The 18002-nt window shown below is 34.5% G+C and carries 12 protein-coding genes; 2 read left to right on the forward strand and 10 right to left on the reverse strand.

Annotated features, from left to right (window positions below; all coding sequences use genetic code 11):
- Positions 1-38: 38 nt before the first annotated feature.
- Positions 39-4781 carry a DUF6443 domain-containing protein gene (locus BUE24_RS22750; RefSeq protein ID WP_084549669.1) on the reverse strand — a complete coding sequence of 1581 codons (4743 nt, stop codon included), beginning with the start codon at positions 4779-4781 and terminating at the stop codon, positions 39-41.
- 36 nt (positions 4782-4817) lie between these two features.
- Positions 4818-9242: an RHS repeat domain-containing protein gene (locus tag BUE24_RS22755; RefSeq protein ID WP_073321798.1), complete on the reverse strand. Its 4425-nt coding sequence runs from the start codon at positions 9240-9242 to the stop codon at positions 4818-4820.
- Between the two features lie 425 nt (positions 9243-9667).
- Between BUE24_RS22755 and BUE24_RS22760 the strand changes: the two genes are divergently transcribed.
- Positions 9668-11338, forward strand: coding sequence for a helix-turn-helix domain-containing protein (locus BUE24_RS22760; protein ID WP_073321801.1), 1671 nt, complete (start codon positions 9668-9670; stop codon positions 11336-11338).
- 137 nt (positions 11339-11475) lie between these two features.
- The gene (locus BUE24_RS22765; RefSeq protein WP_073321804.1) at positions 11476-11658 is read left to right on the forward strand and encodes a hypothetical protein; all 183 of its coding nucleotides are present in this window, start codon (positions 11476-11478) and stop codon (positions 11656-11658) included.
- 532 nt (positions 11659-12190) lie between these two features.
- Here BUE24_RS22765 and BUE24_RS22770 read toward each other — a convergent pair.
- From BUE24_RS22770 to BUE24_RS22805, 8 genes are all read right to left on the reverse strand, one after another.
- Positions 12191-12634, reverse strand: coding sequence for a nucleoside monophosphate kinase (locus BUE24_RS22770; protein ID WP_073321807.1), 444 nt, complete (start codon positions 12632-12634; stop codon positions 12191-12193).
- Positions 12635-12659: 25 nt separating this feature from the next.
- Positions 12660-13001 carry a hypothetical protein gene (locus BUE24_RS22775; protein ID WP_139242098.1) on the reverse strand — a complete coding sequence of 114 codons (342 nt, stop codon included), beginning with the start codon at positions 12999-13001 and terminating at the stop codon, positions 12660-12662.
- Between the two features lie 37 nt (positions 13002-13038).
- Entirely contained in the window at positions 13039-13431 is a 393-nt protein-coding gene (locus tag BUE24_RS22780; protein WP_073321813.1) for a DUF2750 domain-containing protein, read from the reverse strand.
- Positions 13432-13471: 40 nt separating this feature from the next.
- Positions 13472-13813 carry a DUF6678 family protein gene (locus tag BUE24_RS22785; RefSeq protein WP_073321816.1) on the reverse strand — a complete coding sequence of 114 codons (342 nt, stop codon included), beginning with the start codon at positions 13811-13813 and terminating at the stop codon, positions 13472-13474.
- 74 nt (positions 13814-13887) lie between these two features.
- Positions 13888-14316 carry a hypothetical protein gene (locus BUE24_RS22790; RefSeq protein WP_139242099.1) on the reverse strand — a complete coding sequence of 143 codons (429 nt, stop codon included), beginning with the start codon at positions 14314-14316 and terminating at the stop codon, positions 13888-13890.
- 53 nt (positions 14317-14369) lie between these two features.
- Complete coding sequence (locus BUE24_RS22795; protein WP_073321822.1) at positions 14370-14945, reverse strand: transposase; 576 nt, start codon at positions 14943-14945, stop codon at positions 14370-14372.
- A gap of 103 nt (positions 14946-15048) precedes the next feature.
- A complete protein-coding gene (locus tag BUE24_RS22800; RefSeq protein ID WP_073321825.1) occupies positions 15049-15585 on the reverse strand; it encodes a hypothetical protein in 537 nt (178 codons plus the stop codon).
- Between the two features lie 10 nt (positions 15586-15595).
- Positions 15596-18002, reverse strand: a 2407-nt coding sequence (locus BUE24_RS22805; protein WP_280174053.1) for an RHS repeat domain-containing protein, incomplete at its 5' end; no start/stop codon positions are given.

Genomic DNA, 18002 nt, shown 5'->3' on the forward strand with positions numbered 1-18002 from the left:
CTTGGATTACAAATTTGTGCTATCGGGTTTACTAGTACTTATTCTTTTTGCATTAAGTTATCTTCATTAGAGTTCCAACCATTTATAATAACATCAAAAATTTTATTGGCAACATTACTAAACATATTACTTAATTCATCAATATTCGTTGAAATAGAGGCAGAAACAGGACCAAATGAAGCTCCAAAACCTAATTTATTCCCTTTTAAAGTACCAGAAAAAGTATCATCAGAAACCCCATAAGAACCTGTAAACTTTCCATTTTTCTCCTCATTAGAACTAATTAATGCACCACTCTCAGCGACTGAGAATCCATCCCTAACTGTCGCTTTGACATCTACAGCTAGGAGAGAAGCCTCTTGCTCTAAACCTGATTCCGTAAATGTTTCATTTATCTGACCTACAGAAACTGCAGTTTTTGATTGACCAATTCCTTTTAAACCAAAACCTACTTCTGCATTTAGAATATTACCTTTTACACTTATTTTGTGGTCCGTAGAATTTGTAATGCTTACTTTCAAAATAGAAGCATCTATAGAAGCTTTAGTATTTCCTGCTGAAGCTTTTACATTTATTGCAGGTCCTATTTTTCTAGAATAAGTAACGGAGCCACCGAATACATCTCCTTGTTTTTTGTAATTAGGTTTAATAAACTGGGATCTTTTAATTTGCTCCTTATTTATAACATCGGGAATCGTTGTGGAAACTCCTTCTAACCCTTCCAATTCAATTTTCCAAACAGGATTATTATGAGCAAACTGATAATTAGTTATAGACATATAATCTTCACTAATTGGATCAACTCCAAAGAATCTTCCGATTTCTGGTATATAATTTCTATACCTAAAAGTTAGCCAATTCAAACCAAGTTCTTCATTCATTTCCTGACCCAAATAAGTTTGATAATTATTTTTAACCCCGTTTTGAATATTGTTATAACCTCGGTGTTCCAGACCAAAAGGATATACATTTCTTTCCTGAAGTATTTCAGTGCTTGACTCTATTAAACCGTTATCATTAAAATCACTATAAGTCAGACGTATTGTACCCAAATGATCAAGGAAAGAATATACATAATTAAAATCTCCGTTATCATCAGGTTCTACATAACCTTCTACATGGCTAAACTGTCTTAGATTTCCATTTTCATAAATGTACTTACCCGCATACTCTGTGATAATTCTACCACTATCTTTGGTAACAATTTTCTTCTGCTTTGCTCCAGTGGCATCATAAATATAACGAACGTATTGGTGTCCTGCATTTACATTGACCCTAGTGGGTAAGTTAAGATAATTATATACAATACCACTAACATTTTTGTTGTGATCAACTAATAGATTGCCATTAATATCATAACTATAGTCATCATTAGTATTCGTTCCGTCTTTAAATCCAAAATTTTTATTAGCAGTATCAGTAACCTTAAGGAGCTTGTTTCCGTTGTCATAACTGTAGGATAAGTTGTCCATATCGCCAAAAGAAGTAGCATTAGCGTTAAGATGCCCTTTTCGGTTTAGCGTTAAAATATTACCCATCTTATCATAGGTAATGTTGGACACATCAAAGTTATCACTATCACTATTATTGGCCGTAGTTAATCGATTCAATGCATCATAATGATATCCATAGGCTCTTTTGGTATTATCATTGGCTGTTCTCCAAATCGTCTCACTAATGTTTCCATTATATAATGGTTGCGCATACAAGTTATCTGTAGGGGTATTGTAATTGATTCCAAATGCAAATAAATCATCTCCTAGATTGTTCGGATCATTAATTGCTTTTAACCATCCTCTGATGTTGTAGGTGTAGCCTACTGTTTGTAGTCCCGCACTTCGAGTAACCTCAGTGCTCGGTAGGCCACCCACTTTCTTGCTTACCAGTTGCCCTAGTTCATCATAGGTATTGTTTACGATTAACTCCGCATCCTGATCATTGATTTTTTGAGTCTGAGTCAATAGTCTACCTACTTGATCATAGGTAAATGCATCTTGGATAACAATTGGAGCATTACTGCCTTTGATATGTGTGGTCTTATTTTGCACCACTCGACCTGCAAAATCTAGTTGAGTTTCTTCAATATCTTTGGTATCAAGATGTTTATTTTGACTAGCAACATAGATAACCCTCCCTTTTTTATCATAACCTGTTAAAGTTGTAATCCAATCATTAGTGTCTAAGACTCTAACCTTACTACCTGTAGGAAGGGACCTGGTACGATTTGTTAATGCCTCCCCAGACACCGTACCAGGTTTTACCAATCCTTCTGTATCAAAATTGTAATCATCATAATAATTAACAGTAAGTATCTCGGCATTTTCAGAATTGGGATAACCCCCATTTGTATAGTTAATGGTTACTCCTTCATTTGTAGTAGTTAATCCTTTTTCTACCCATGCTATCGCTGGCGTATTATTTACTTCTGCTTGGATGGTATTTCTATCTCTATTGTCATCAATTTTTCCTGTGTATGCTATTCTTCCCATGGTGTCATATTTTGTGAACAACCACACTCCCTTTGTTTGTAATAGCGCATCTTGTGTTATAATTGGTTGGTCGAGCTTATTATATATGATATATTCCCAGCCTTTACCAGGGATTTTCTTTTCAACTAAGCGGTTGCGATAATCGTAACGATATTGATAGCAAAGTTCGGCAAGCTCACTTTGACTTACACCGTTGGCTACAGTTACCTTTGGGGGTAGTACAAAAGTGAGATTCCCAAAGTCATCATATACATAATAAGTATCGTGTGCCACTCCTTGATTGAAAGTTTGTTTTAACACAACTCGCCCCAATTTATCTTTGTATGCTCTAGTAGTGTGATCCAGAGGATAAGGTTGATCTGGACTCCAGTTCTCATCTTTGGTGATGGTTACAAACAATTCGTTGGCAGCATAATACCCTTTATCTGCTAATAGTGGCTTTTCAATGTTACCGTTATCAAATGTTATGCGGTAGCGTTTAACCTCATTTAATTGATTAGTTTTCCATTCGTATTTTATAGTATGACTTGTTGCATCCGTATTTTGAGCTTTCCAGGCAACTCCAGGTGCTCCTTGTTCAACAACGCGATTTAAGGGAGAGTACTCAAAAACATTTTGAGCATATGCATTCACATCCTGAAGAAGAACATTTTCAAAATCATCAACATATTTATTTTGATAGTAAGCGTTGATATTGTAATTCTTATTTACCTCTCTATAACTCCCCAAAGGACCAGTTGAAGTAAAAGGTAAAAACTGTTTAGCTTGTCTTCCATAGGAGTCATACTCTATATGGGTAATAATATCTGACGACAAAGAAGTTTCGTCCAAAACAGGAACTGCATCAGGATTAACAGTGCCTCCCATTTTTTGAACCACAGGGTTCCAAAAAAACTGTCGTACAGTTGTATCAGTACTATAATACAAATAACTCCTAAAAGCTGCAGTGGTTGTCGAAGCGCTCCATCGAAACTCTTGTCCATCCATCACTTTATTGCCATAAATATCGTATACTCCACTAAACCCTTGATCACCTCCACTGTAACCTTCTGGATGAATAATTCCTTTGAGTTGATACCAGGTGTCTAGTTTTGGTAAGTCTCCATTCCAGAAATAGGGATTAGTTTGTGCTACTCCGTTTAAGTCTTCGACGTTATGCGTACCGTGATATGTTTTTCCATTTTGCGAACCTGTACGTTTTACCCATACACTATAGCGATACTCTAGTGTTTTATCCACATTAATGTAATCGGTATTCCATCCTCCGTCTGCATTGTTATCCGCATCATTTCCACATTTCCAAAGTATGGTATACAATCCATGTGGATTATCTCCATATTCTCTTTTATTTTCTGAAGTTTGCCCGTTTTGATTGAAAAATGCTGTGCTACCACTACCAGATGTCCAATCCATAGTGAGCTCATTAGTAGTATTAAACACATTAATACCCGTAACTTGTTGCTCGGTACCGTCTAATCTTTGGATCATTGGATTCCAGAAGTACTGCCGTACATTAATATCGGTACTATAAAACAGGTAACTTCTAAAACTAGAAAGATATTCATCCTCTCTCCATTTAAACTCTTTACCATCCAACACTCTGTTTCCTTCAACATCATACACCCCACTAATTCCTAAATCTTCTCCAGTATAGTCATGTGGATGAATCATTCCTACTAGCAAATACCAAGTGTTAAGTTCTGGTAAATCCCCAACAAAGAAATATGGATTTGTATCCTGTTCTCCATCAAGAGTATTCACATTTTGAGTTCCGTGATATGTATTTCCATTATTTGATCCGGTTCGTTTTACCCATACGCTGTATTGGTATCCCGACGTATTATCAATGTGAAAGTAATCAGTATTCCATCCACCATCAGCGTCATTAGCAATATCATTTCCACATTGCCACAGCAAGGATTCTCGACCTGTTGGATCTAGCCCGTGTATTCTTTGATTTTCGGAAGTATCTCCATTTTGATTAAAAAAGGAAGTTCCGCCATCACCAATGGTCCAATCCATAACAGCGAGGTTTGTCGATCCCCTTGAGGTCAAAGGGCTTGCGCCTACAGCTATTTGCTGCATAGCTCGACCCAAACCATCATAGTAGGTCATACTAGTAATCTTTTCTTCTATTGGTGCCGATTCAAATTCTGTTACTGTTGAAAAAGCTTCTTGGGCAGATACATGCATCAGGTAATTCTGATTAGTTGGTGTGATCTCTTGTCCCCATCCTATGGATATAGTAAGCATAAAAAGCAAGCAGCATTGATATGATTTTACGAAATGCATGTGATATTTTTTATGTGTTATTGAGAATATGATTATTTATTGTTTGTTGTAATTTGGGTCCAAAGATTGAAGTCTTTCCTCACCCCCTCCAGCTTCCGGAACTGGATCTCCTGGACCATCGCCATCGCCAATTCCGATACCATTACAGCGAGAAGGGAAAAAATAAAACTCCTTCTTGTAAGTATGTGTGAGTCCAGTCATTAAATCGGTTACCCTACATTTGATATACTCGGATTGTCTACATTTATCCATATAAATCCTAAACTCTGTCCCACTCCAAGTCCTTCCATCACTACTTGTCCAATAGTATTTATACCTGCCTGATCCCAGAGTACCTCGTGCACTATATTCCTCATTGTGGTATCCACTATTTACCTGCGAAAAGGTTTTGGTCCAGCTTTGTCCCAATCTGGCACCATTCACTGTAATTTTTTTGTACACTTTTATTGTGTGCCCATTGGTATTGTCTGTGATATCACAATACACATATTTATCGGCCCCATAGTGGTTATAGTCCATTTTTCGAGTAAACGATTTAGACGTAGGACGATAATGTGAATCCTGACCCCATATTTGCCATTGGTAGCTGTAGTTACCAGATCCCCCAGAAATAGAAGCTGTAAACGTAGCAGTATTATTTACCGTTACAGTTCTGGGGAATTGGATGTCAACACTATACACCATTAGTGACTTAGTAATAGTTTTCTTTTTTCCAGTTACCTTATCGGTTACTTTAAAACGTACTATGTTCTTACCGGCTTGATGATGTTGGAAATGGAAATAATATGCTAGCCGATCTTTGATTGTAGTAATTCTTCCTTCAGGAGTTTCGAATTCCCATTGGTATTGGTATTGACCTGAACCCCCAGCGATTAATGCTTTAAAATTCGCTTCCTTAAAAGAGCTCGCAAAATCCGGAAATATCTCAAAATTAGTTTGTAATTCTGAGTAGCCATCTGTTGATGAAGAAGCGTTTAGATCAATGTAGTTGTAATAATACTTATCCACTATATGATCTTCGGCATCACGAATATGAATCAAACGATTAAAATTATCATATTCGTACTGAGCCGTATACCCTCTGGGATCAGTAATGCTAGTTACCCCGACTTGAAGATCATAGGTATAGGTAGTAACTTCAGATTGATTGAAATATTCGTGATCACGCAATTGATCAAAAAGGTTCTTCAAGACAACCTCGTCTGCTTTACCATTTTCTTTGTCCGAGGCATTTTTTATTTCCGAGATGATATTCAAAACCTCAGATGGCATTCCTGTGTATGTAGCATTAGTAACCTTTGCAACTGGATATTGCCCTTTATACCCCCAAATAAAAATAGTATGTACTCCTTTGAGTTGAGAAACTTCTATCGGATTGTTATGAGTATCGTATTTATGATAAATCACTCTATCTTCTAATGGAGTATTTCCTTTTGCGGACTTAATTTTTTCTGGCAACACAATTCCAAATCCCCAATCCTTAAATATTGTTTTTTTGGTAGCAAGTAAATCGTTGTTATTATAGACTTCAGCCATCACGATCTCGTTTAATCGGTTAGCGCTATACATGGATTGATACGCTGATTCGGTAAAATCTTCTGGATAATAAAATTTTGTAGTATTTAGATCACCATTACTATTAGAAACCTTTTGTTCTTTAAGTAAAAAGCTATTCTCCTGATCATACTCCATCATATTCGTAACAACCACCTCTTGTTCATCTAATACTTCTGTTTTTTGAATTTTAACCGTATTTCCTATTTTACCACTGATTAATGTGCGTTTTAGAAATAAAGGGGCGTATTTTTGTGATAGACATTCACCTGTTCCATTATAACATTCTATAGGCTGTGCTGCAGGCCGCATTTCTCCTTGTACAGGATCAAGGTATGTAAACCTATATTTACCGGAGCTATCTCTATATACATAAACATGTTTTCCAACATTTTTATCTTCTATCTTGATAGCTAATCCTGTAGCCGAATAATAAGGAATATCTTCATAAGTATTTTCGGTTTCTGATAATAGTTTATCATTACTATAAATTACACTTCTTTTTTCTTTACCAATCTTATAGTCCGGTATAAAACTATTGAGATAAGGTTTGGTTTGACTTGTAACAATGCCAGATTCACCTGTATAGAAATCGTGGCGAATGTATCCGTTACTGGTACTATCATTTGCCGTGTTCATTTCCAACTCATACACTCGACTATATACTACGTTGGGTTGATGACTTGAGCTTCCTGATACCCTGTGTAGCGTTGTAATGGTATTTACTCCAACCGGAGAAGAACTCGTTGCTGGAGAAGTAGTAAAAAAATGTAATTGAGGTTCAAAAATGATTTTAGCAGAAGAATCATCAGACGTTAACGACTGTGTATATCGATACACTTTCCCTCCACTTTTATATCCATTTGTATCGTAATCTTCTATCTTTTGGATGCGCACTCCTGCTTTTATTGCAATAGTTTCATTGATAGGAAGAGGTCGTAACTCTCTTCTAAAAATGCGTAAGCTTGTAGAAGCTCCGCTTTGTGAATTTGCAACTGTGATTTGATAAGTGCCTTTATTCAATTGAATTGTACGTTGCGAACCATTCGCCCCACCACTCCATATAGGGGTAATTCTGGGTTCGTAAGTGTAGTTATCAATTAATTGATCAAAAGGGATAGGCTTATCATTATAAAAAGGGTGATCTTCTGGCAAGCCAGCAGCAGCATGCCCAACAATAAATGCTTCATATTGACCATTAGTTTCGTAATCAACTTGGTATTCTCCATCTTCGGGAATAGTAAAAATCGAATACTTAATTCGTGGAGGGCCTGTAAATTTATCAATACACCCATGATAACATACATCGCCGTTATCTGGTTCGATACCTCCCGAAACACTTGCTGAACCATAGGTTATATCCTGATAAGCATATTCTTGCGCATCCCTAAATGGAATCTTATTTGCTTCGTATGTAAATATTGTATGCCCTCCTGTTGGATAGGTCATTTTATACAGTAAACCTATTTTTGTATTCTCAAAATTGACACTTCGATCGGCTCCTTGATAAGTGTCACCTCCGCGAGTTGTATGTTTTGGATACAAAACCCTGTTGTTCTTACCGTTGTAATAGCCCATATAGTCCTGAGATAACGAGTTTTTTGCTGGAAGTTTTTCTGGATCTATATACGCAAACGAATAGGTTTCGTAAGTTTCCCCGGTTCTACCTTGAATCAAAACTTTATCAAGTTTTAGTCTAATATCACTATGGGGCACAGAAGTTGGATTTTGTTGTGTAGTTCCAAAGTAACTATGCTTCATTACTATTTTTTTCAGAAAATCTGAAGGTAAATTATTGATCCCATCTGTTCTATAAATGTGAATTTCACTAAGAGCGCTTGGGGTATTTAATGGAAGATCTAAACGATTTTTATGCAAAAAGGAAACCACCATCTTACCGTTATGTTTTATCCCGCTCAAAAATTGCTGATCTAATCGTGTGGTTGGGCGAAATGAAGCACCTATCCCCGAACTGAAATTACCACCTCCTTCATATAGTTGAAGTTTGTTGGTAACATGACTTACGGGAGCAGCTTCATACGGTTGAGTCCAATATCCACTGTTTATATACCCAAATTCGTAAGTGTCTTTTTTGGTAGGAGAAACTATTTTTCTCAACAACCATGAGGAAACGTACTCCTGTATTATCCCCCCGGTTGACACCGCATCATTTCCTTGTCGATATGTTTTTTCCTTAACATCAAATACATATTGGGTACCATTCTCACTAGTTACGACCCATGAGTTGATTGTTCCATTGCCTGGACTTTTTTGATAGCTTATTTTGGTTCTTGGATTTTTTAAACCAACAGCGGTCAAATTTTCCAAATCAATAACTACCGTTTCGTCTAAACCCGGTGCTGAAATGTTAAAATAGTCCTGAGCGATTTCATATTTGTTTTGATTTGCCTTATCCAAAAAATGAAAATATTCTCGTACGCTTTCTACCGAATTATGAGTATGGCTCACATCTCTATATCTCCTAATTTTATCTCGTGTAGAAGTTTCAAAAGGTGTAGCATAATCAGAATTAATATAATCATCGGGCAACCCATTAACAATTCGTGTAACTCTTCCTCCTGCAATAAGATTCCAATGAAGTCCTACCCAAGATGCTTGCTCTTCTACTTTTATTGCTTGAGCATCATATACCATTTGTATTGGTAAATTCAACTCCCTACCTCGATGTTCGTAAACCGGTATAGAAATATTAGGAGTACCGGTGTATAAGCTCACTGGTATATTCCCATATTTTGTAAAAAAAGCAGCTTCTGGAGCCTCGGCCCCTTTAGCCATTTTTACTAACTCTGATGTATAGTCAATTTGAGTGGGATCACCACTATCATTACCTTGACCAAAAGTTTGAACGATAACAAGTAATAGTGTTATCAGAAGATATTTTCTCATGAATTGTGATTATTATAATGACGAATTGAATGTTGCCCCGTTTATCGTTGATAAAGAAAGATTATCATCCTTTTACTTTGAGCAAATATAGAAGCGTAACAGAATAAAAAGCAATTGAAACAAACCCGCTTTCAGCGAAAACACACCATGTTTTCCTGGAATAATTGGTTTTACAATTACCACCATCCTCATTGATTTATAAGTCATTTAGATTTTCTTTATTCTAGGTAACAAATACCTTATTTATGACATAGACTTATAGATAGTCTTACCAGGAAGCTAAGAATATATATTCTGCCTGTATCATATTTTTTCTTTTGGCGTTCGGTAGATTTGCAAAACAAAATTTTCTCTAGATGTTAAACACTACGTTGTGCTCAACTGCAAAAAAAAGATCTATAATTCATCTATGCACAATAGTGTTTATGCTCTTTAATATTCATTCTGTCGTTGCATTTCAAAGTTCTTTTGACAGTTTATTAACTAAGAAGTATTCTTACCTTAAAAAAAGGTTTTTTGAAAATACAAAAGACTCCGTACATGGTGTCTTATATGCTCAGTCTTATCTTATAAAAGCAAAAGAAGATAACGACACGATTAAAATCGTAAACGGGTTTTATTATATGTCCGGTATTATTCGGGATACAAAAATGACTGAAAAATACATTGATAGCATGATCATGTATTCCAAAAACCTAAAAACCAAATATTATCCTGCTTTAGCGTACTACAATAAAGGAAAGATCGCCTATAACAAAGGCCACTTCAAAACTGCTCTTGATTTTTATCTGAAGACGAATCAAAAAGCAAAAGAATTTGAAAATATACATCTTTTTTATGCGAGTAAAAAAAGCATCGGTATCCTAAAAAGTAGAATTGGAGAACATCAAACTGCTTTACAAGAGCTCAAAGAGTGTTATTTACACTACTCTAAGCAAAAGGAAGAGAAATCTAAGACTTACTTGAGTACATTATCCGCTCTATCAGCAACTTATAGTTTGAATAAAAAACTAGATTCTGCAACAATTCTTAATCAACTCGGGCATAAGGAATCTATAGAATTCAATGGAAAAAACTTTACCTATTATTTTACTTTGAATGAAGGGATTAATTTATTTTATAAAAAGAATTTTATAACTGCAAAAGACAGTTTATCGAATGTTATTGAGGTTTTAAAAACTAATGGAGACAGAGCAAATCTCTCAATAGCTTATTTCTTTTATGGAAAAACATTATCCGAATTAGGTCAAGAAGAAGAAGCTATACATTCTCATATCAAGGTAGATGAAATATTTCAGGAAATAACTGAAATTATGCCTGATAATCGTGAGAATTATGAAATACTAATCAACTACTATAAAAAACGCAATGATAAGGATAATCAATTAAAATATATAGAGAGATTAATTAGCGTAGATAGTGTGCTACACACCAATTATCGATATCTAATAAAAACCGTAGTGCAAAATTATGATACCCCTCGATTATTATCTGAAAAACAAAAAATTATATATAGTCTCGAAACCGAAAAAAAAACATCTCACCTCGTTATTCTAATATTGGTCATTATTTGTTTCTTATTCTTTGTTTTATGGTCAATCAATCGTCGAAAGCAAAAGCAATACAAGCAACGTTTTGAAGAACTCTATCAAAATCAGGATTATTATAAGACACAAGACGCATTACGAGTGTCTCAGAAAGAGAAAACTAAGCTGGCAATTCCAGAAGAGAGTATAAAAGACATTCTTACAAAGTTGGCAAATTTTGAAAATGAAATTGGGTTTACTCGATCAGATTTGTCTGTAAACTCTTTAGCTAAGAATTTTGGAACAAATTCTAAATATCTGTCAAAAATAATTAATACATACAAGCAGAAGACTTTTAATCATTACATCAATGGACTTAGAATAAAGCAATCTATTATACAACTAAAAGCAGATTCCAAATTCAGAAAATATACTATAAAAGCAATTGCTCAAGAGATGGGATTCAATACAACAGATGCTTTTTCTAAGGCTTTTTATAAACAAAACGGAATACACCCTTCTTATTTTATAAAAGAATTAGAAAAACAGGTCAAAAACAATGGCAATTAAGGTTAACAAACTAAAAACTATATACTTTCCATAGCCTGTTTTCCGGGAAAACAGGTTAGCCTTCTTAAAAACACCATAGTTTACCTATGTTACTAATTATATTTGAACTGAAATATTTAAATTAAATATTGAAAAAAATGAAAAACAAAAAATTAAATTTCAAAAAAGTGATTGTTACAAATTTGGATAATTTACACAGTATAAAAGGGGGGAGGCCTGGTGACACTGAATGTAAGTTTGGAGATCCGATTAGTAAAAGCTGCACAGCAAAACAAGGTGAAGACGATTTTTTCACTGAAGAAGGAACACAGCAATGTTAAAAACAATTAGACAAGAACAAACGACTTCAGTTAGAGGTCGTTTGTATGTTTATGGTTAATGCTAAGTAAGAGCTCATAACCAATCATAAGACAGATTCGTAATCCATGGCAAACTTATATTTCTGTTTTTTTAGGTACTTCAAAAGTACCCCCTCCCTACTTGTTGTACTACCCCTATCCAGTATTGGCAGTGGGTACCCCTACTGCAAACAGAAGTGAGTCCTGTGTTGAACACAAGTGCAACTTCTGTTTTAGCTTCGATTCACTTCTGATTACACTACCCTTAGCTTCTATTTGAAGTACTCCTTGGTGAGTTTTTGACTACAGATAGGTGCTCCCTATAGTACCCCAAACGAATCTTGCATCATAGAAAGGGTACTTGTAGCAGTACCCCTCCCCCGGTTGTATAAGTACCTTATTTGAGAAGTTTTTGAGGTGTTTTTGAACATTTTCAGAGACAAAAAAGCCAGTAATACTATGTTACTGGCTTTTGTATTTCTTACTTGTGCGGATTGGCAATCCGTGCCACTATCTAGTTTTTATTTAGATATTTGGCTAGTGAATTGAAATCTTTTAACTCAATAAGTTTTCCATTTTTACCATACCATTTTTTGATAGCATCCTCAACTTCTATTTCCATAGTGATACCAATTAAATCATAATTGATCATAGCTTTTTTCAAATGCTTTGCAAACATTTGCAATTGATGGAGGGTTCTGGGAAACCCCACTACAATATAATTTTGTTCAACTTTTTGTGTGATTTTTTTAATAATTAAGTTGCTAAAATCTTCATCAGGTATAGGCTTTGATTCCGAGATACTTTTACGAATTGATGCAGATAGATCACTATCCTCTAAAAGAATATTTCTTATGAGTTCGGTTAAATAGACAACCTCATATTTATCATCAACTATATTTAGTAATTGATCATGAAAAGACTTTGAAGGAGCCTTAAATATGGATATGATTTTCATAGTTGTGAATTGCCACATGTATGGATTACAAATTTGTGCTATCTGTATTTTTTACCAAAAGAACTTGTTTATTGACCTCGATATCATTCTCCTTTACATAATCTTGAAAACATCTCACACAGGCCACAGGATCTGAGCTGATTTTAGAAAATTCCTTTTCAAAAGATTCAAGATGCATTGCATTGATAAAATTGGTAATATCATCACTTTTGGAAAAATAATGAACTAAATCCTCATTCAGCGCTTCAACTCTAAATATCGCCATTACTACATCATCTTTACTATCCGTCAGGTAGGATTGATGCAAGTTTCTACTCATTTGGACTATTGAACTTCTTCCATGTTTTTCGCATATAAATAATCCCATGTTATAGGTTTTCTTGGTATTTATTTAGATGGCTCGTCTATTTAAATTCTTCTAATTCTTCCTCTAGTTCTTGTTTTAAAGTTTCTCCTTTCAAAACCAGAGCCTCTCTGTCTTTATTATAAAAGATTCCAAAATAAACATCTTCTAAACCAGGATCATCCATAAACTCTTTAATAAAAGTGTAAACAGAAATTGATCGTGGTTTCGCTCCCATCTCTTTATGTTCTTCAAAAGCACAAAAATCTGCTAAATCTTTGTGAGGCCATAAAGGAAAAATTTTATCTCCCTCTAGGTCTTCAAAAATAATCCAGTCATTATCATCAACTGCTAACCCCCAAACTTCTTCAAAATCTGCACAATAACGCACAAAATATTCAACACGTTCTTCGTTACTTAATTTTAATAAATTTTCTATTTGTTTTGGATGCATGATTCTAATTTTTTCTATGACCCTATAGATTTTTCGGAAACTAAACTGAACGAATAAAATTAGGGTTATCTATTTTTATAAGACCCTCTTTTTCAACAAAGGATATACCTTTGCTACTCAAATAATCTTTAATCTCTAAAGAATAATCTATAGTTTTTGGAGGAATCAATCTCCCAACCACGACCTCTTCAAAAGGATGTATTTCTAACCATCGCCATTGATTAATTTTGATAGGGCCAATGTGTTCTGGCTCAAAGTAATCATCGGTAGGGAAATTTAAATAGCTCCCCCATTCCGATACTTCATAACCTGAATCATAAAACCAGTTAAATCTAATACGGCATCTTTTTTCTGATATTAACCGACTTATTTCTTCTAACATATTCTAAAATTTATACCGAATAATGTGGTTATTCCGATCATACGGATTTGTAATACTTGTAATCTAATAAATTGCTATTCTATTTTTCCATTAAAACATGATATTTGTTCATGCTTAGATAAATCCACAAGTACCTTTTTGTCATTTGATGAAATACTCCAAAAATAAGAATCATATACACTTACTTTTAGATTAATATTTTGTAAAAATGAAAAAGCATGAAAAGTACCGCTTTCCGTATGTCCTATGAATTGAGCAAATTTTAAAAAATCCTTGTAACTGACAATCAATTTAGCATTCCTAATTCCTTCTTTCAAAAAGCTTACAATACTTTGATTTATATTTTCATAAGTAAAATTCACATCGTTATACTCATAATCTAGCAATTCAAATACAAAATCATTCGTTTCAAAAACACTTTCAAAAACGTTAAGTAATTCTAATAAATCAAAGTCTATTTTACTTTCCGTTGTAAAAAAAAACAGGTTTTTATTAGTAGTCATATCTTTCTTTCTTTTGTCCCTTTCGCTGGCGCAAGTTTGTAACTTGTGCCTCATTACATCCGTTTAGGTAGTTCTAATAAAACCACATCACTATCTATTTGTAGGATAGTATGATCACCCTGATAGTTTCTGGCACTACTATATTTCCAATCTACTGGATACGTTACAAAATCAGATACTACAGGATTGTTGTGAATATAATCAATCTTTTGTTTTATGACTTTATCGGTCCATAATTCTATGGGCTTATTGTGATGTTGCCAAAATTGATAGGTACTTACATTTCCTTTTTCTTTACCTGCCTTTTCAAACATCCACAATAACCATTCTTTTCTACTTTCCTGTGGATTATCTTGTATTGCCTGCACTACCTTTTTTGCCGTGTGTTTTTTAAAATCTCTTATCAAGCCTGAAGGGTCTTCACTACCAGAACGAAAAACCAAATGAACATGACTGGACATAAAACAATAGGCATAGAGCTCCATCCCTTTCTCTTTTCTACAGTAATCTATACTATTAGCCAAGATCGACAAATACTTTTCTCTTATAAAGACATCTATCCAATAGACCGCTGCAAAACTTACAAAGTATGGACCCGATTTGTTATGAAACTTATATTTTCTGCTCATACAAATCCAAAATACAACAAGCCAGTTTCAAAAAATGAAACTGGCTTGTTGCTTTGTATCTTACTCTTACCCGGCACTAGTCACAGACTAGCGTTAGCGGGGGTTAATCATAATAAACCCCATCTGTCAGAACTTCATTTATTTTACCATTTTCTCCAATTACAAAAACATATAAATAAACTTGGCTTGGTTGAAATTTAGAATTAGGGTTTAAGTCATCAATATTTATTTCTTCATAATTATCTATAAGTTGGGCAAAAACCAAATTATCAGATATATCCAAAAATTTAATAACAATATTACTTTTATTACAAGTAGAAAACTTTATTAAATCTTTATAGAAGCCATTTTTGGATTTTTCATTAAGATTTTTTTGACTTTCATAGATTTTGTCTTTTTTCTTACCAAACTTTTTTATTAGTATATCTTCAAAATTTTCGTAATAGTCATTTTGAGAAACTAAATCAAAATAAGGATTTACAATAAAACAATTTTTGAGTTTCTGATTATTAATTTTTGTGAGTATTGAATTAATACAATTATTTATTATTTTTTCTTCATTACTGTTTAAGGTTTTTTCATTTGAATTACAACCTATGATTGTAATCGATATGAAAGAAATAAAAAAAAGGTATTTCATTTTATCTTAATTAATTTGGTATTGCTTGTTTAGTATGCTTTATTTCTTTTTTATTGCCATCAATTTCAAAAAATAAAGACCCCGGATTATTTCCATAAATATAACGAGTTGGTAGGTTCATCTCTCTTCTAAAATTATTTACTCTATCAACTGTTGGGCCCGTCTCATTTGCTCTTCTGCTTCCTCTTGGATCTGGAAAAACGTTATTCATATCTTTTTCATTTTTGTCCTTCTTAGTTTTGAAATAATTCGCACCTATTCTGGTATGAAGTGATTCGTGTAAAAAAACCATTCCAACTCCTGATGTTTTAGAATCTAATTTCTCTTCTTCCAATGCTTTTCCCATTCCATAAATTTGTTCCGCGTTGAGGAATATTTTATTACTAGGAGCCCCATTAGTTCCTCTATTAGTTCTACTAACTTCAATTGTTTCCTCTGACACTAGTAAATACCCAATATAAGAACTTGCACTATCACTTTTTTTGCAATCTTCTTTACAACCTTCACTTGATAAAATAGTTTTTCCTGTTTTACCATTAAAATTTGTTGTAATCTTTTCACCTGAAATTTCAGATAATTCAGCCATTAAATTTATCAACAACCAAGTATCCTCTTTAGTCCCCCCTTTGACTAAATTGGTAACATCAACTTCTCTACCATCCGGGTCTATGAAAAATATGGGGTTATTAAAAGAATAGTTAAATAATGATTTGTCATAATACTTTTCTGCTAATGGATCCAAATTCATCCATCTTCCTAGCTCTGGATTATAATTACGGGCTGTAATATCAATCCAACCCAATCCGATCTCATCTTGCTCTTCTTTGTTGGTAAATCCATACACATGGTTTCTACCTCTAAGAACCTCATTATACCCCTTGTGTGTTAATCCAAAAGGATAATAATTTTTTTCTTGTATGATCTCATTCTGGGTAATTGCACCATCTTTGTTAGCATCCTTGTAGGATAATCTAATATTTTCCAGGTGATCTTTAAACTGATAGACATACTTATACCCATCGGCTTCTTTTTCTACAATCCCTTCAGCTTGGTTAAAGAACTCCAGGTTTCCGTTTTTGTATACATAGTTACCTGCATACTCGGTTGTTATAGAACTTCCCTCTGTTACGATCTTTTTTTGTTTCGCTCCAGTGGCGTCGTAAATATAAGCAATTGTTCCTGTACCCTCACTATTGCTAATCGAAACTGTTTCTGGTAAGTTTAAGTGATTATAGGTAATCGATGAGATTCCTTTGTTACGGTCTATGATCATATTGCCATTATCGTCATACTCAAAATCATCATTGGTATTGGTGCCATCTTTAAAACCGTAATCTTTGTTTCCGGTATCTGTTACTTTTAGAAGTTTGTTACCGCTATCATAGTCATAGGCTAATACATCCATATTGCCATAACTTGCACCGTTCTGCCAACCGTTTCTAGCTAAGTATTCTATATTCCCCATCTTATCGTAGGTAATACTAGACACTACATATTTGTTATCATTATCGGTAGCTGCTATAAATCGGTTTAAGGCATCATAACGATATCCATAGGCTCTTTTGGTATTATCATTGGCCGTTCTCCAAATCGTCTCACTAATGTTTCCATTGTATAACTTACTTGCATACAAGTTCTCTGTGGTAGTATTGTAATTGATCCCAAAGGCAAATAGATCATCTCCTAGGTTATTGGGATCATTGATTGTTTTTAACCATCCCCTGATGTTGTAGGTGTAGTCTACTTGCTGTAACCCTTCAGCTCCGCTCAGGGTTCCTTGGGTGCTGAGCGTAGTCGAAGTACCGCCCACTTTCTTGCTGACCAATTGCCCTAACTCATCATAGGTGTTGTTTACAATCAACTCTACATCCTGATCATTGATCTTTTGGGTTTGGGTAAGCAGTCTCCCTGTATGATCATAGGTAAAGGTATCTACGGTGATCAAAGGAGTACTTCCATTTTTAACATGGGACGTAGTCGTCTCTTCTACTCTACCAGTAAAGTCAAGTTTCATCGAAGTCTTATCAATCGTACTTAAGTAATGGTTTCTACTCCCTATCCAAATCGCTCTTCCTTTATTGTCATAAGCCGTAACTGTAGTAATCCAGTTATTGGTATCCAATACTCTTACCTTGGTCCCTGTAGGTAAACTTCTTACTTGATCTGTAGTCGTTACCCCGTATACAGTTGCTGGCTTGTCCATACCATGACGATCAAAATTGTAATCATCATAATAATTGATCGTATGGATTTCTGCAATCCCTTGTGGGATGGCATTGTTACTATAATATATCGTGGTACCCGCTATAGTTTGTGCACTGCTTTGTTTGCTTTCATGTTGGGTGTACACAACCGTGTTATCTGCAGATTCTTGCATAGGGATACGGCCACTACTATTACCAATCAATCCCGTATAC

Origin of the sequence: Aquimarina spongiae (assembly GCF_900141785.1) — a bacterium.
In the GTDB taxonomy this organism is placed as follows: domain Bacteria; phylum Bacteroidota; class Bacteroidia; order Flavobacteriales; family Flavobacteriaceae; genus Aquimarina; species Aquimarina spongiae.

Excerpts from the sequence above, each read along its gene's own strand:
- BUE24_RS22750 (WP_084549669.1), bottom strand. The coding sequence starts at position 4,781 with ATGCATTTCGTAAAATCATATCAATGCTGCTTGCTTTTTATGCTTACT.
- BUE24_RS22755 (WP_073321798.1), bottom strand. The coding sequence starts at position 9,242 with ATGAGAAAATATCTTCTGATAACACTATTACTTGTTATCGTTCAAACT.
- BUE24_RS22760 (WP_073321801.1), top strand. The coding sequence starts at position 9,668 with ATGCTCTTTAATATTCATTCTGTCGTTGCATTTCAAAGTTCTTTTGAC.
- BUE24_RS22765 (WP_073321804.1), top strand. The coding sequence starts at position 11,476 with ATGAAAAACAAAAAATTAAATTTCAAAAAAGTGATTGTTACAAATTTG.
- BUE24_RS22770 (WP_073321807.1), bottom strand. The coding sequence starts at position 12,634 with ATGAAAATCATATCCATATTTAAGGCTCCTTCAAAGTCTTTTCATGAT.
- BUE24_RS22775 (WP_139242098.1), bottom strand. The coding sequence starts at position 13,001 with ATGGGATTATTTATATGCGAAAAACATGGAAGAAGTTCAATAGTCCAA.
- BUE24_RS22780 (WP_073321813.1), bottom strand. The coding sequence starts at position 13,431 with ATGCATCCAAAACAAATAGAAAATTTATTAAAATTAAGTAACGAAGAA.
- BUE24_RS22785 (WP_073321816.1), bottom strand. The coding sequence starts at position 13,813 with ATGTTAGAAGAAATAAGTCGGTTAATATCAGAAAAAAGATGCCGTATT.
- BUE24_RS22790 (WP_139242099.1), bottom strand. The coding sequence starts at position 14,316 with ATGACTACTAATAAAAACCTGTTTTTTTTTACAACGGAAAGTAAAATA.
- BUE24_RS22795 (WP_073321822.1), bottom strand. The coding sequence starts at position 14,945 with ATGAGCAGAAAATATAAGTTTCATAACAAATCGGGTCCATACTTTGTA.
- BUE24_RS22800 (WP_073321825.1), bottom strand. The coding sequence starts at position 15,585 with ATGAAATACCTTTTTTTTATTTCTTTCATATCGATTACAATCATAGGT.